The organism is Chroogloeocystis siderophila 5.2 s.c.1, assembly GCF_001904655.1.
GTDB classification, from domain to species: domain Bacteria; phylum Cyanobacteriota; class Cyanobacteriia; order Cyanobacteriales; family Chroococcidiopsidaceae; genus Chroogloeocystis; species Chroogloeocystis siderophila.
Map to the genome: position 1 here is coordinate 1 of NZ_MRCC01000029.1, position 15,160 is coordinate 15,160.

Sequence of the window (15,160 nt, forward strand, 5' to 3'; positions counted from 1 at the left end):
TGGGGGTAGCCCTGCGGTACAATAGCTCCGTGCCAGGTTCATCTAAATTCCTTCTCTATTTATAGAGGAGGTTTTGTATATATATATACTTTTATTTACTACTCATTTCCAGCATTTTTTGAATAGGTTTCAAAGCTGCTAAGCGTGTTGATTCTGCAAGGTTGATTTGTGGGGTACGGTTTCTCATTGCCCAATACAGTTTTTCTAAAGTGTTTAAACGCATAAAAGGACACTCGTTACAAGCACAGCTACTGACGGGAGGCGCAGGAATAAATATTTTACCTGGCTGTTGCTTTTGCATTTGGTGAATAATACCTGGTTCGGTAGCTACGATGAAAGCTTGTGCATGACTTTGCTGACAGTATTTAAGGAGAGCAGTTGTAGAACCAATATAATGAGCATGACGGAGGACAGCACTTTCACATTCGGGATGCGCAATGACTTCAGCCTCTGGATGTTCGGCTTTTAGTTGTATTATTTTGCGTTCTGAGAATGTTTCATGTACGATACAACTGCCTTGCCAAAGTAGCAAGTCTCTCCCAGTCTGCTGGATTACATATTGTCCGAGGTTACGATCTGGAGCAAAGATGATTGGTTGATTTTCTGGAATTTGACGTACAATTTCAACTGCATTAGAACTAGTACAAATAATGTCGCTCATTGCCTTAATTTCGGCAGTGCAGTTGATGTAGGAAATTACTAAATGCTCTGGATGCGCTGCTTTGAAAGCTGCAAATGCTTCGGGTGGACAACTATCAGCTAAAGAACATCCTGCGGCTAAATCAGGTAGAAGCACAAGCTTGTCATGATTAAGAATTTTAGCCGTTTCTGCCATGAAATGTACACCGGCGAAGACAATGACATCAGCATCTGTGCTGGCTGCTTGACGAGAAAGCCCTAGCGAGTCACCAATATAGTCAGCAATATCTTGAATGTCTGGCTCTTGGTAGTAATGTGCCAGAATGACAGCATTCATCTCTTCCTTTAATTCTTGAATTGCTGCAAATAAGTCAATTGGTGATTTCGTTGCGGCTAGTGCAGTTGTAAACACAGTTAAGAATTGCCTAGATTAATAAGTCGTAGTCTTCTTAATTATAGTAGTTTTTACCAAAATTTACTTTACTATGAGTTTTGATCAGGAGTGCAAACTCAACAGGTATATTTATGCCAAATACTAGAAAGCTTTTCTATCCTGGAAAAGGAAAGGAAAGGAAAATAGCATGACCAGTCAGATAATGTACGATCGCCTGATAAAAATTGCTGTAGTTGGAGATATTCACGACCAGTGGGAAGCTGAAGATGGCATTGCATTACAGCACTTAGATGTAGATTTGGTGCTATTTGTGGGCGATTTTGGTAACGAATCAGTAGAAGTTGTGCGGGCGATCGCTGCTTTAGAAATTCCCAAAGCTGCAGTTTTTGGCAATCATGATGCTTGGTATACTGCCACGGATTGGGGACGTAAGAAATGTCCTTACAACCGCGAACAAGAAGACTGGGTACAGCAGCAAATTGATTTACTAGGGGAAAGCCATGTTGGTTATCAAAAATGTGACTTTCCAGAGTTCAATCTTAGCGTTGTTGGTGGTCGTCCCTTTAGCTGGGGAGGTGCAACATGGAAAAATGCCAATTTTTACCAAGAGAGGTTTGGTGTTACAAGTTTTGCTGAATCTACCGCTTTGATGGTAGCTGCGGCTAAAAGCGCGCAACATGACAACATTATCTTTCTTGGACATAATGGTCCATTTGGACTCGGTGATCGCGCTGAAGATCCTTGTGGTAAAGACTGGCAACCACTAGGGGGTGACTTTGGCGATCCTGACTTTGCAGATGCGATTGCGCAAACTCGCGCCGCAGGAAAAAACATTCCTTTGGTGACTTTTGGTCACATGCATCACAAACTCCGTCACACACACCAGCAACTACGCAAGGCAATTGCTGTTGCAAAAAGAACAGTCTATCTTAATGCAGCTAGTGTCCCTCGTATCGTACAAGTGGAAAGCGATCGCCAGCGGAATTTTTCACTTGTGTACTTGCAAGATAGTACTGTGACTCAAGTTTCTTTGGTGTGGTTACATCAAAACTACAAAATAGCGTCTGAACAAATTCTTTATCAAAATAGTAGCTCTTTAATGCAGCCAGTATAGCTGATAGAATGTATTATGGCTAATAGCAAATAGCTAAAAGTCAAACTGGAGAGGTGGCAGAGTGGTCGATTGCGTCCGACTTGAAATCGGATGAAGTGAAAGCTTCCGGGAGTTCGAATCTCCCCCTCTCCGTTGTTACAGCAATGTCTGCGTCTATTAAAGGATTTGGCGAATAAATAAAATTGCTCCTTATATGTTGAGTCAGTACTAATTAGGATGTTATTCAGTGTCCAAAGCGTATAAACATCTAGACACGATCGCAGCGTTATTTGTTACGGTACTACTCATCTCAAATGTCACTTCGACAAAAATTGTTACCTTTGGACCGTTTACCTTTGATGGGGGAACGCTATTGTTTCCCCTAAGCTATATTTTTGGGGACGTTCTGACAGAGGTTTATGGATATGCGCGATCGCGTAAAGTCATTTGGCTAGGATTTTTCTCAGCTTTGTTAATGTCTGTGACATTTATTGTTGTTGGAATTCTCCCACCTGCACCGGATTGGCAATATCAAACCGCATATAATCAAATTCTTGGACTTACACCGAGAATCGTGGCAGCAAGTTTAGTTGCGTATTTTGTTGGTGAGTTTGCCAACTCCTTGACTTTGGCGAAATTAAAACTTGTTACCCACGGACGATGGCTGTGGATGCGGACGATTGGTTCCACTTTAGTAGGTCAAATTTTAGATACAGCAATATTTATTCTGGTTGCGTTTAGCGGCGTTGTCCCAAATAATTTATTGTGGACATTAATTGTGTCGAACTATTTATTCAAATGTGGAGTGGAAATTTTGTTTACTCCTGTGACGTACTGGACTACAGGATGGTTGAAGCAACAGGAGAAGGAAGATTACTACGATATCAACACAGACTTTAATCCATTCCACTCAGGTTAGTTAACAGAGAACACTCCTGATGAAAACGTATGACTGGATTGTAATCGGCGGTGGAATTACAGGTGCAGCATTAAGCTATGAGTTAGTCAAACAAAACTTTGCTGTATTACTCCTTGAAAAAGAAGCAACACCACACAATGCTACTTATTACAGTTATGGTGGTTTAGCGTATTGGTCAGGGACAACCGATTTAACGAAGCAACTTTGTGAAGAAGGAATTACCCGTCACCGCTTGCTATCTCAAGAGTTAAACGCGGATACTGAGTTGCGGGAATTAGATTTACTCTTGACGATTGATCGCGATGACAATCCAGAAACTGTAGCTGCATCTTATGCACAATTTGCGATTCCACCACGATTACTGAGTGTCGATGAAGCGTGCGAATTAGAACCATTATTGAATAAAGATGCGATCGCTGGGGCGCTGAGTGTTAAACACGGACACATCAACGCCGAAAAACTTGCCGAAGCATACATTCAAGCATTCTTACGTGCGGGTGGTACGATGTACGTGGCACAGGTGTGGGAGTTATTGCGTGAAGGTCAACGTATCATTGGCGTGAAAACAAAAACAAATACTTACCATGCTGCTAATACTGTAGTGTGTGCAGGTGGCTTTAGCCGCGCATTACTTAAATCAGCCGGAATTTCAGTCCGTGTATATTTCACTCATGCAGAAATCATCGCCACTCCACCTGTCGATGTCGAGTTACGCACCCTCGTCATGCCAGCGGTATTGAAAAGATTTCAATTAGAAGCAGACTCTACAAAAGATGATAGTCTATGGAATTCTGGAAATGAAACATTGCCACCAATTTTAGACCCAGGAGCCGTTCAATTTCGCGATCGCCGATTATATTTGGGTCAAATGAGTCGGGTACTGACAGAACCTTTTGCACCTATCGACGCGGTTAGTAGCGAAACAGCACTCAGAAACAGTGTTGGAATGATATTACCAAAACTCAAAAACTTACCAGGATCATGGCATCATTGCCTAGTTGCCTTTAGTGGTGATCGCCTACCATTGATTGGGGCAATTCCTGATTTTGAAGGTATTCATATTTTCTCAGGCTTTAGCAATCCCTTAGTCCTCATACCTCCGCTAGCACAACGGTTTGCGCGGTCAATAGCAGGTCAAGCTGATGATATTATTCCTCAGCTTACCCCAGCGCGAATTCACTTGAAAGGGGCGAGGAACGATGATTAAGGAGTGAGAGGAAAAAGTAGTAGCCGAAATTACTCCCATAGATGTTCTTCTACGTGGCAATTCGGTTAAATGGATACTGAGCACTTGATATCGATATAACGATGAAACCGAACGATGAAAACGGGAAACTTCCAGTAGAAAAACGCCCGTTTCAAGTATTAATCATTTCTGGGTCAAATCGCCGTCAGTATAATTGTCCTGGAGTTGATTCTAAATCGCGTACATTGATGCTACGCATGGCAGAACGCCTTCCGCAAGATTGGGAAATTGACTACGAAGATCTCGGTAACGTTTACGCGCGCGAACATATTCAAAGCTGTAATGCTTGTGCTTCAACTTCAATGGCATTATGTGTATGGCCTTGCAATTGTTATGAACCTAACAGTAAAGCTGAACCAGACTTAATGTGGAATCTCAATTTATATTCCCGTCTCGATCTTGCGGATGCATGGGCGATTATTGGTCCAATCAACTGGTATGCGCCCAGCAGTAATTTAAAGCTGATGTTCGATCGTTTGGTGTGTATGAGTGGTGGTAATCCTCGTGAAGACTTAATCGATCATAAAGATCCTGAAAAAGCAATGCGACTCGAACATTCTCCAGAGTGGGAAGAACTGAGTATGAACCACTTAGAAGGACGCACAGCAGGCTTTTTCTGCTATGGAGACAATGGCGCTGATGAACTTGATTCTACAGGACGACCCAAACACCTCAAACATAAACATTACTTCGATCCAGAAGAAAAACCGTTTGAGAATGAACGCAATGCTTATGCACCAATTGTTTGGCAATCTCGTTATAGTGGAATTGAAGTTCCAGATCACCTCTGGCGCTATGTAGAAATTGGTCACGGGAAGAAGTATAGCGATAACCAAGCTGAAGATATTGAGGAAGAACCAAATTTTTACGATAAGTTTGATGCTTGGACGGATACTTTTGCAGACTTTGTCCACCAAAAAGGAAAAGTGCCACCTAACAAGTACCGCGCCTATGGTTACAAACCACCTAGCCACTTGTGGGACGATATTAAGCTAGGTTGGCGTAATGTACGTATGGGATTAGGAATTCCTCCTAAAGATTCTTCACCAGCAGAACAACAAGCACAAGGACTCAATCAAGACGCAAAACTGTCATTCTACAAAAGTGAAGGCGAAAAACTGCGCGATTAGGATGAAATAAATTATAGGAGAGTGGCTCAGCCATTCTCCTTACATCTTATTATCTAAATTTAGATGAGTGACACTCTATACTAAGTAAGTGGGTAAAAATAAACATAACTTAAGGGCAGGTATTTGGTAACTGGTCATTGGTCATTGGAAAGAGTCTCTATTATTCATTACCTATTACCTGACAGATGTTACGTGTGATATTTAATTATGTCCACCTACTTAGAAGATGAATTTGAGTCTGCAATTCGTGATGCAAGTGTAGAAGTGTTGAATGGAAGCTACAGCGAATTCCAGATTAGTGAAATAGTTGATAGAGAGCAAGTGATTCTGGTAGTTTGGCAGTTTTTGATAATAATATATTCCCATACTGTTAAAGAATTACACCATTTCACCAAATAAAAACTACAAACCATTTCTCCTCTGCTCCTGAAGCTACCTATTTGTAGTAAATTCAAAGTGACATGGTATTGCCTGCAATTATTAAGTGAAAAGTTGGTTCAGCTTCCAAGAGGAGAAGATTGGAAACCTGGAAAAAATAATCTAGAATTTTGACTTGTAAATTTAAGCTAACTAATCAACTTGAGTAACCAGTTTTGTGTCATACGAGGTGACTGTAAATGAATAATTTCAAGATGAGAATATTCCAGTTTACTTAGTAGAATAGGGTACTCTTGTTTTCGGCGGCGATAAGTTTGAATTGCTCAGAGAATGATCGAATCACGACTTAATATCGTTTGCCAAGTTTCATAGTTGCCATTACAAACCGCTTCTTGCTTCATCATAGTATTTAAGAATGCAAATCGATAATTGGTAATTGAAGACGATTATTTAGTCATGCTCGATTACCAACCACACTTGACTAGCTGCCCCTCAAGTTGTATATTCGGCATTAATTTTGACGTAATCGTAACTTAAGTCACAGCCCCAAGCTTTACCAAAACCTGAACCATTACCAAGACTTACAGCAATAATTACAGGGTTGTCGATTCTTTGCTGTGGTGCATTTGCGCGGTCAAATGGTAGTGATATTCCGGCTTCAACAACAGAAAAATCATTGCTCATATTCGTCGCCACCGCTTCTTTGGGTAGTGAAGAATCCTCCGCCGTTTGTTTCAAATATGCACTTGCACCAGCACGATCAAACGGTAATGGTTCGCCATTTTGCATCAACTCAAAGTTCCCCAGTTTGATTTGCAAGTTTTCTTGTTCGAAGGGAACTCCTGCGCGCCCTGCTGCGGCTGCAATTCTTCCCCAGTTGGGATCGCGTCCAAAGATTGCAGACTTGACTAAAGATGAACCTGCGATTGTTCTGGCAACTTTTCTTGCAGATTCTTCATCTGTCGCACCACTAACTTGCACTTCAATTAAACACGTTGCGCCTTCACCATCACGCGCAACAGCTTTTGCTAGACGCTGACACACTTCGGTTAACATTGCTTCTAGCTTTTCAGCTTCAGCCCCCATTTCTGTAATTGCAGGGGTACGTGATTGACCGTTTGCGAGTGCAATGAGTGTATCATTGGTGCTGGTATCGCCATCTACTGTGATTTGATTAAAGCTTTTATCGGCAGCGCGGCTTAGCATTTGCTGCCACAATGAAGGAGACACGGCAGCATCGCAGGTAACAAAAGCGAGCATTGTTGCCATATTTGGATGAATCATCCCTGAACCTTTGGCAATTCCACCAATGCGCACAGGGCGATCGCCCATCGTCGTTTCTAAAGCAACGGATTTTGTCACTAAATCTGTTGTGACAATTGCTTGTGCAGCATCATCAGAACCTGTTGCGGAAGCAGCGGCGACAAGTTTGGGAATTCCTGCTTTGAGTGCATCCATGCGAATTCTGCACCCAATGACGCCTGTCGAAGCGATGAGTACTGACTCAGAAGGAATATTGAGTGCTTGCCCTAGTAGCATCGCACTTTCTAAAGTATCAAGCCATCCTTGCGAACCTGTCGAGGCATTAGCTTGTCCGGCATTACATAATATTGCTCTAGCGCTGGATTTTGCTTGCAGGCGTTGACGACAGTAATCTACGCACGCGGCGCGAACTTGGGATGTGGTAAAAACCCCTGCGGCGATCGCTTCGACATCTGACACAATTAATGCCAAATCTGGAAGCCCTGAAGGTTTCAATCCTGCTGTGATTCCTGCTGCTTTATATCCTCTGGGAGCAGTCACGCCACCCTCAATTTCTCGCCATTGTGACATTACTCTCTGCCTTTGATCGCACTTATCGCCTGTGGCGCTTACCCCTAATGAATTGTCAATTTTACGTCAATCTTTATAAAAAAGGAGAGTCTTTTGTGTGACTCTCCCGATCATCAGGGTGCATCTACTCTGCAAAGTATACCAGGTTAGATAGCATTGATTTACTCGTGATTCTAGATTTTTTGTTAAGTATTGGTAACAGGTAATAGTAAAGCATTTAGCACTTGGCGATTAGCGTTTAGCCATCAAGCAGAAGCTAATAGTTAACAGCTAATAACTGATTGCTATCAATTACCAGTTACCAATGACCAATTACTGATGCACTAACCATTAAGTTTGTTTGCCAGCAATTGATTTGTCAACTTAGGATCAGCACGTCCTCCGGTTTCCTTGAGAACTTTTCCGACAAAGAAGCCAAGAAGTTTCGTTTTACCGTTGCGGTACTGTTCGAGTTCTTTGGGGTTGGCGGCGATCACTTGATCGATTACTCGTTCTAATGCACTCGAATCTGATATTTGACCTAGGTTATCGCGTTCGATGATCGCTTTTGGCGAACCACCCTTGGTTAATAACTCTGGTAGTATGTCTTTAGCGATTTTACCGCTGATTGTGTTGTCTTCAATCAATGTGACGAGTTCGGCAAGGGCTTCAGGTTTGAGCGCGATTTCGTTGATACTCAGCTTATTTTTATTCAGGTATGCTGCAATATCACCCATAATCCAGTTTGCTGCTTGTTTTGCAGATGCACCAGATGCGATCGCGGCTTCAAAATATTCAGCTACGGCGCGATCGTCGGTAAGTACGCGTGCATCATAGGGTGAAAGCCCCAATTCACTTTCATAGCGGTGGCGTTTTTGGGCGGGAAGTTCGGGAAGTTCACTGCGCCATTTTTCGAGTTGTTCGTTTGTGACTTCAATTGGTGCTAAATCGGGTTCGGGGAAGTAGCGGTAATCGCTCGAACCTTCTTTGGTACGCATACTAATTGTGCGTTGCGCGCCTTCTTCCCACAAGCGAGTTTCTTGAATGATTCTTTCTCCTGCTTCAATTGCTGCAATTTGGCGTTCAATTTCGTATTCAATCGCGCGTTGAATCGCGTTGAACGAGTTCATATTTTTTATTTCAACTTTCGTGCCAAACTCTTTTTGTCCCACCGGACGCACTGAGATATTGACATCGCACCGCAAGGAACCTTCTTGCATATTCCCGTCACTTACACCCAGGTAACGGAGAATGCGGCGGAGTTCTTGCGCATATTCAGCGGCTTCTTGTCCTGATCGCATATCAGGTTCCGAAACAATTTCCACTAATGGTACACCTGCACGGTTATAGTCTACGAGCGAATATGTTGAACCGGAAAGGCGATCACTTCCCGCATGAACTAATTTTCCGGCATCTTCTTCCATGTGCAAGCGCGTGATGCCAATGCGTTTGCGTATTGGATTACCATCACTGTCAACAAGTTCAATTTCTAACCAGCCGTGTTGTGCGATCGGTAAGTCATATTGCGAAATTTGGTAGTTTTTCGGTAAATCAGGATAAAAATATTGTTTCCGGTCAAATTTGCTATATTTGGCAATCTCGCAATTAAGTGCTAAACCTGCTTTCACAGCGTATTCTAGAACTTTTTCATTCAAAACAGGTAATACCCCAGGTAAACCCATACAAATTGGGTCAATGTTAGTATTAGGGTCAGCACCAAACTCGGTCGAGCTACTAGAAAATATTTTAGTTTTTGTACTCAGCTGACAATGGGTTTCTAAACCAATAATCGCTTCGTAATCGGTTTTTACCGCAGTAGCAGTAGTCATAATCAAACCAAGCAGCTATATCTTTCTTAGGCTACTATTGTAGACTGCGATTCACCGAATGGCGTTTGAGTTTAGTGTTGATTTGGCACTGAGGAATCATCCTTGACAATTTACGCAAAATATGTGTATGTTGTGCGCCCCAGTACCATAAAGTCGTCTAATCACGAGTTAATTAATACCTAATAATCTATCAAATCCTTACTCATACTGCATTAGCTTGTAAATCTAGCTCTTTGTGAGAACTTCTTATACAAAAATAAAATTGCATCTAAAACTAATATGACTTACGCAATTTTAGCGTTTTAATCAGAACCAAAACTTGGGGGGCTTCCCCCCATTCCCCCCACCGGGGGACGGTTGCGTCCCCCAAACCCCCTCCAAAAAAGCGGCTGCTCATGAAGCAGTGATTGTTCGGGGTAGTTGTTGCGTAAGTCCTGACTAAATTTTAGTGGATGGCGATGATTAAGTAAGTATGAGTTTTCTGTTCGAGCGTAGAGAGATCACTGGTAGGGTGCGATCGCCATTGCTGTGTATATGAATGCTAGGTTGGAAACTTAACACTATATTCTAGTGATATTTGCATTTGACCTGGCACGAAACTTAAAAGTAGTTAGATACTAAAATCAAGTTGCGCCAAAGTCAAGAAGCGGAAGTAAAATAATCGATTGCTGAATTTATCTAACTCTCATGAGAGGTTTTTTAAGAAAACTATTAAAGTGGTTCAAAGCTCTCCTTCGAAAACTCTTACGATCTGACGCTCACAAGCCACAACACAACCTTCTGACCAAAAAGCCACTTGAAACTAAGTTGGAAAAACCTATCTTTGCTTCTTCTTCCTTTTCAGTGAAGGTAGAATCACCTAGTGAGCAGGCTAACACACAGCCGTCACCTTGCGCAGAAACAGAGACTCAGAAGCCATTAAACTACCCACCAATGCCGCAACGGGAACTTCTGATTGATAGACCATTTGAGTTTAAGTCTGAGAGAGCCAGTTATGGCTCTTCTCCCGCAGTCCAAGGAGAAGAAGTTCTCACTAATGTTACCCCACAACTATCAACATCCAGAAACGAAACTCAACATATTGAAAAATTCAACCGAAAGCGTTTATATATTGGATGTCGTACTGAAGAGCTCGAGAGAATTGCTGACTCAGAATGGAACAATCCGCACATCTTGAGCGAGCTACATTATGAGTTACAGTTTCGAACTCGAAAGAAAGCTCGAACTTTACTCTTACGTATTTCAGAAAGATTAACAGCATTAAAGGGTACAAAAACACTTGTCCAATCAACTACAACTGCAACAACGAAAATAGAATCACAAGAGTTATCGGGAGATATCTTCAAGTATCAAGAAGGACTTCTGAAACTCTATGGATATAAAGTTGGTGTCAATGGTCTACCAGAAAATCAACGCAGACAAATTCTTAACCAGATTTTCTTGTATCCTTTGCGATCTATAGATAATGTCTCCTATTTAAATGAGTGGGGTCAACCAGGTACAGCTAAGAGGCTGAAAAAGTTAGCTGAATCTATTGCAGCATTTACACGCAATGCAAAGCGACACAACACAGGTGCTTATAACAAAGCAATTCAGGAGTGGGAAGCTGACCTAGCTTATCTGAAGCGCACTTACTATAATGAGCGGTTTGATTTTCATTGGCCTCAAACAGGTATTTCAAGGTTATGAGTAGCGTAACGGAAACAAATAATGGCAAAAGTGCGGCGCTATTAGTAATTAGGCTATTTACCAATAGCTGACCTGAAAAGATTTCTAGGAATTAATTAGTTCAATTAATATGAAAGACAAACTTATTTTTATTCTGTTAATACATTAATTGAAGTACACAAAAGCATTTATTGTGAGTTGCTGCTGGCTTTGTCACCAGTTACTAAAGTCATTAGCTCAATTTTTCAATCGACGTGCGATTATATATTTATTTCTCACTGGATAAATCACCAGTGAGAAGAATGAACTGCTGGATGTACGAGGCACAATTTGCTAACCTTAACTAATGATGAATTGCCTTCGCATCAACTACTTCTAGCAGTTCATTTGCTGTTACCTTGTTGTTTCGGACAGCGCGAAACATTCCGAATCGGCAAAGTCCTGTGCCAAATGCTAACCGCATCAGAAGTAGAGTCGGAACTTCGCGTAGCGACTTGAGGATTCCTGGTAAACCAAACTGAACCAAACCTTGAGGTCGAACCACACCTTGCCAAATCGAATCCAACCAAGATGGTAGCGTTGGTTCTGTCCAATCAGCAGTAACAACCTCGCCTTCTACAAATCCCGTTGCTGCCAAAAGTTCAGCAAATTCTTCAATACTGGCAAATTTAGGATGAGACCACTGATCTAAGAGTTGCCGCATCACGGGTTTTTCCCAAAAATTGAGTGGCTTCTTCCGTGCATCGCGTTGATTCCAATCCGCAACAACTAGCAAGCCCCCTGGCTTGAGTACTCGCATCAATTCTTTAGCAAAAATTGCTTTATCGGGCATATGCGGACCTGCCTCAATTGACCAAACAACATCAAAACTAGCATCAGGAAACGACATCGCCATCGCATCATCTATCTGAAACTGGACATTCAGTTCTTCGGGCGTAAGTTGCTTGGCGCGGAGTACTTGTTGCGGGCTGATCGTAATTCCAGTGACCGCAAATCCGTAATCTCGTGCCAAAATGCGGCTGCTACCTCCGATACCACAGCCAACATCTAGGACAGTTGTCCCAGGAGGAAACTTATCTAAACCACCCCAACGCACCATTTCATGTACAAAGTCAGATTTAGCTGTGAGAAAATCCTTACGGCGCGGTGGCGATCCATAATGTCCTAAGTGAATGTGTTCGCCCCAATAAAACTCTAAAATTCCGTCTTCAGTCCATTGGTCGTACGAGTTGGCAACTGAGTCAGACGATTGATAACGACGAGCGGTGAATATATAGAGAGCGATCGCACTTAGCAATAGAATAAAGAAAATTTCCAGGATAAATAACAAATTCATGGAGATGCAGTTCAATTCAATGTTTCTATCATGTCCTAAGCATACTAACTATTGCTATAAAGGCATACATAATGCTCTGCCTTCTCAAGCTGTGTTACAATCCCTCTATTCATTTAGTTATAGCGGCAAGATGGGTGAAAGCTGGATTGCCACAGAACGCAGTATTTTGAGTTGGATGAGTTATCGCAGTATCCTCAGCATTGGTAGTGCTGGAAGTATTTTAAGTATTGGTAGCGTTGGTAGCATCCTTAGTATCGGCAGCGCGGGGAGTATTTTAAGCGTCGGTAGCGCTGGTTGTATATTGAGTGTTTTAAGTGCAGGAAGTATGCTGTCCGTTTTAAGTGCTATCAGTATGCTCAGAATCCTGCAATTCAGTACGGGCTGGGTGCGCCATTAGATGTGTTAAAAAAAGCTAGTGTTCAAGATGTAATGATGGAAAAGTACAGCAATGGCTCTACATCCCTCAAAGCATTAGTATCTATTGAATAAATCTATTTAAGTCTGATTGAAATCCGTTATTTTGGCTTTAATCGTTATACGAAGCCGATGTTAAAAAGAATGTGGTTAAGTTGAATTTTCCAAAACCCATGCTTGATTTAGCTTTTTTAATTACAGATTAGTATTACATTCTTTTGCGCTGTAGCTTCGTAATACCTAGTATACAACTCAATAAGTCTGGAAGTGATCGCCTCATCACATCTGGGAACACAATGTATACCAAAGAATTCAGATGACCTATTTAGAAACAACAAAAATGATTTCGCAAATAATGAATACTCCACCACATGCAGCCGTCACACCTTTTAGGAAAAACAGGATTTAGCGATATCCTAGAATGTTGCGCTCGACATCAGGTGAGAATTAGTGCTTCCCTTCCCTGCTATCTTGCAAATAATGTTAATACAATGCGCAGTGCAATGGTTGAATCGTCTCGGCTACGATCACCAACCCAATTTAGTTTTATACTTGATGTATAATTCCTCACTTCCGGTTTCAGAAAAGTTTGCTGTCTCTCCTCATAAAGTTGGGGTTGAACAAGATTAAAAAGTATCCTTGAAAAAACATTTTGGCACTTGCTTTAATAGCCTATTAACCATTACCAACTTACCGATGGGAACTAAGTTGTATTTAGAATATAGAAATTTGTATGAACATTATTTGCATTTTTTAGAGTCTCGTTTCAATTTCAGAATAGTTGAATATTTAATGTATTGCAATAAACTTTTAATTGATTATCTAGGTAATATTTACGATTATGATTTTAACCAAATGACAAATATTCCGGCAAAAACTCGCGACATAATATATTAACAGTTGCTCAGTTACTGAAAGCTGGCACTTTAGATTTAGTGTACGAAATACAGACTGCACCTTATTGCTACGGCTCTAGTTATAGTGGTGTTTTAGTTGAAAGTTAGGAATCGTAAAATCGTGACTTTAGCAGCAACAACTAGAAGAATTTCAATTATCATTCCGGTTCTTAATGAGGTAGGTACGATCAAAAATGTGCTTGCTTGTACTCAATCAAGTACAAATATTGAAGTAATTGTTGTTGATGGAGGTTCGGTTGACGGTACGCTGGAGTTAGTGCAGTCGCTCGGTGTTAAAGTTCTATCAGCATCTACGACGGGTCGTGCTTATCAAATGAATATGGGGGCTGTAGCAGCAACAGGAGAAATTCTCTTATTTTTACATGGCGATACCCTTTTACCTCCTAAGTTTGACACGATGATTCGTGACACATTCAAACGTTCGCCAAGATATAAAAAAGTTTTTGTAGCAGGTGCGTTTGCTTTACAAATTAATGCACCTTACTTAAGTTTGCGAGTCATTGAACAAGGAGTAAATTGGCGATCGCGCTTTTTACAAATGCCCTACGGCGACCAAGCTATTTTTCTGAAAGCAGAAACATTTCACCAAATTGGTAGTTTTCCAGAGTTGCCAATTATGGAAGATTTTGAATTGATGCGGCGGTTAAAACGCTTGGGAGATATTGCAATTATTCCTATACCCGTAATCACCTCAGCGCGTCGATGGTTAAGACAAGGAGTTGTGAAAACAACACTGATTAATCAAATTGTGCTTCTGGGATATTTACTTGGGGTTTCGCCAAAAAAACTTGTTTATTTTTATCGCTATCAATCGCGACTGTCTCCAATTCAGTGGTTTAAGTCAGTTCCCCGATTGTTATCGAAATTCAATTAATTAAAACAATAAAATAATGTTCTTTTTGTCAAATCTCAAATAAAGTAACCGTAACCAAACTGAGTTGCTAAGTCGCACTTAGGTGATCGCTTTCTCATATTATACTATTTCACTAAATAAGAACTACAGTTAATTTCTCTCTCTGCCCGCGCTAGTTTGCTCAACGGAGGACACCTCCGCACGCAACTGGCTCCTCTGCTACCCATTTGTAATTTAAAGTGAAATGATATTAGGAAAAACATGACTCAACTGCTGATACAATATCAGGCTCAAACTGATCGCGATCGCAGTTAAACAATTGAATCTGCAAGAACTTTTGTAGACATTATTAATCGTGGTCCAAAATAGTAGTGTTTTAGACACTTTGCATTCATTGTCATCTACAAAATTGCAAAATTGCTATTTGTCTCTGGCGCGATCTTAACGAGCAAAGGCGTTTGTCTATTTGGTATTTTTTGGGGTTCAGCTTATGGCTTAATGGCTGCGATGCTGGGCGCAACGTGGGCTTTTG

General features: G+C 41.4%; 12 protein-coding genes and 1 tRNA gene. 9 read left to right on the plus strand and 4 right to left on the minus strand.

Going from position 1 to position 15,160, the window contains the following annotated elements; all coding sequences use genetic code 11:
- Positions 1-91: 91 nt before the first annotated feature.
- Entirely contained in the window at positions 92-1,051 is a 960-nt protein-coding gene (gene nadA, locus NIES1031_RS22100; RefSeq protein ID WP_073551598.1) for a quinolinate synthase NadA, read from the minus strand.
- 169 nt (positions 1,052-1,220) lie between these two features.
- Here nadA and NIES1031_RS22105 point away from each other — a divergent pair, with 169 nt between their 5' ends.
- The 5 genes from NIES1031_RS22105 to NIES1031_RS22125 all read left to right on the plus strand — a co-directional run bounded on the left by NIES1031_RS22105 (position 1,221) and on the right by NIES1031_RS22125 (position 5,421).
- A complete protein-coding gene (locus NIES1031_RS22105; RefSeq protein ID WP_073551599.1) occupies positions 1,221-2,147 on the plus strand; it encodes a TIGR04168 family protein in 927 nt (308 codons plus the stop codon).
- A gap of 47 nt (positions 2,148-2,194) precedes the next feature.
- Positions 2,195-2,279, plus strand: a tRNA-Ser gene (locus NIES1031_RS22110).
- A 94-nt stretch (positions 2,280-2,373) separates the two neighbouring features.
- Positions 2,374-3,045: a queuosine precursor transporter gene (locus NIES1031_RS22115; RefSeq protein WP_073551600.1), complete on the plus strand. Its 672-nt coding sequence runs from the start codon at positions 2,374-2,376 to the stop codon at positions 3,043-3,045.
- Positions 3,046-3,064: 19 nt separating this feature from the next.
- Positions 3,065-4,252, plus strand: coding sequence for an NAD(P)/FAD-dependent oxidoreductase (locus NIES1031_RS22120; protein WP_073551601.1), 1,188 nt, complete (start codon positions 3,065-3,067; stop codon positions 4,250-4,252).
- A 101-nt stretch (positions 4,253-4,353) separates the two neighbouring features.
- Positions 4,354-5,421, plus strand: coding sequence for an NAD(P)H-dependent oxidoreductase (locus NIES1031_RS22125; RefSeq protein ID WP_073551602.1), 1,068 nt, complete (start codon positions 4,354-4,356; stop codon positions 5,419-5,421).
- 870 nt (positions 5,422-6,291) lie between these two features.
- On the opposite strand, the gene argJ is transcribed toward NIES1031_RS22125, so the two are convergent.
- Together argJ and gatB are read right to left on the minus strand one after the other, a co-directional pair.
- On the minus strand, positions 6,292-7,632 hold the full coding sequence (argJ, locus tag NIES1031_RS22135; protein WP_073551603.1) for a bifunctional ornithine acetyltransferase/N-acetylglutamate synthase: 1,341 nt from the start codon (positions 7,630-7,632) through the stop codon (positions 6,292-6,294).
- 323 nt (positions 7,633-7,955) lie between these two features.
- Positions 7,956-9,440 carry an Asp-tRNA(Asn)/Glu-tRNA(Gln) amidotransferase subunit GatB gene (gene gatB / locus NIES1031_RS22140; RefSeq protein ID WP_073551604.1) on the minus strand — a complete coding sequence of 495 codons (1,485 nt, stop codon included), beginning with the start codon at positions 9,438-9,440 and terminating at the stop codon, positions 7,956-7,958.
- Between the two features lie 687 nt (positions 9,441-10,127).
- Between gatB and NIES1031_RS22145 the strand changes: the two genes are divergently transcribed.
- Positions 10,128-11,129, plus strand: a complete 1,002-nt coding sequence (locus NIES1031_RS22145) for a hypothetical protein (protein ID WP_143167853.1) — start codon at positions 10,128-10,130, stop codon at positions 11,127-11,129.
- Positions 11,130-11,451: 322 nt separating this feature from the next.
- Here NIES1031_RS22145 and NIES1031_RS22150 read toward each other — a convergent pair whose 3' ends face one another.
- Positions 11,452-12,444 carry a methyltransferase domain-containing protein gene (locus NIES1031_RS22150; RefSeq protein WP_073551606.1) on the minus strand — a complete coding sequence of 331 codons (993 nt, stop codon included), beginning with the start codon at positions 12,442-12,444 and terminating at the stop codon, positions 11,452-11,454.
- Between the two features lie 130 nt (positions 12,445-12,574).
- Between NIES1031_RS22150 and NIES1031_RS22155 the strand changes: the two genes are divergently transcribed.
- The 3 genes from NIES1031_RS22155 to NIES1031_RS22160 all read left to right on the plus strand — a co-directional run bounded on the left by NIES1031_RS22155 (position 12,575) and on the right by NIES1031_RS22160 (position 14,649).
- Positions 12,575-12,841, plus strand: coding sequence for a hypothetical protein (locus NIES1031_RS22155; RefSeq protein WP_143167854.1), 267 nt, complete (start codon positions 12,575-12,577; stop codon positions 12,839-12,841).
- Positions 12,842-13,497: 656 nt separating this feature from the next.
- The gene (locus tag NIES1031_RS26485; RefSeq protein ID WP_143167855.1) at positions 13,498-13,755 is read left to right on the plus strand and encodes a DUF3641 domain-containing protein; all 258 of its coding nucleotides are present in this window, start codon (positions 13,498-13,500) and stop codon (positions 13,753-13,755) included.
- A 120-nt stretch (positions 13,756-13,875) separates the two neighbouring features.
- A complete protein-coding gene (locus NIES1031_RS22160) occupies positions 13,876-14,649 on the plus strand; it encodes a TIGR04283 family arsenosugar biosynthesis glycosyltransferase (protein WP_073551607.1) in 774 nt (257 codons plus the stop codon).
- The last annotated feature ends 511 nt before the right edge of the window (positions 14,650-15,160 follow it).

Bases quoted from the DNA above. Each gene is read 5' to 3' on its own strand.
- NIES1031_RS22120 (WP_073551601.1), top strand. From the start codon at position 3,065: ATGAAAACGTATGACTGGATTGTAATCGGCGGTGGAATTACAGGTGCA.
- NIES1031_RS22145 (WP_143167853.1), top strand. From the start codon at position 10,128: ATGAGAGGTTTTTTAAGAAAACTATTAAAGTGGTTCAAAGCTCTCCTT.
- NIES1031_RS22155 (WP_143167854.1), top strand. From the start codon at position 12,575: ATGGGTGAAAGCTGGATTGCCACAGAACGCAGTATTTTGAGTTGGATG.
- NIES1031_RS22105 (WP_073551599.1), top strand. From the start codon at position 1,221: ATGACCAGTCAGATAATGTACGATCGCCTGATAAAAATTGCTGTAGTT.
- NIES1031_RS22150 (WP_073551606.1), bottom strand. From the start codon at position 12,444: ATGAATTTGTTATTTATCCTGGAAATTTTCTTTATTCTATTGCTAAGT.
- NIES1031_RS22125 (WP_073551602.1), top strand. From the start codon at position 4,354: ATGAAACCGAACGATGAAAACGGGAAACTTCCAGTAGAAAAACGCCCG.
- argJ (WP_073551603.1), bottom strand. From the start codon at position 7,632: ATGTCACAATGGCGAGAAATTGAGGGTGGCGTGACTGCTCCCAGAGGA.
- gatB (WP_073551604.1), bottom strand. From the start codon at position 9,440: ATGACTACTGCTACTGCGGTAAAAACCGATTACGAAGCGATTATTGGT.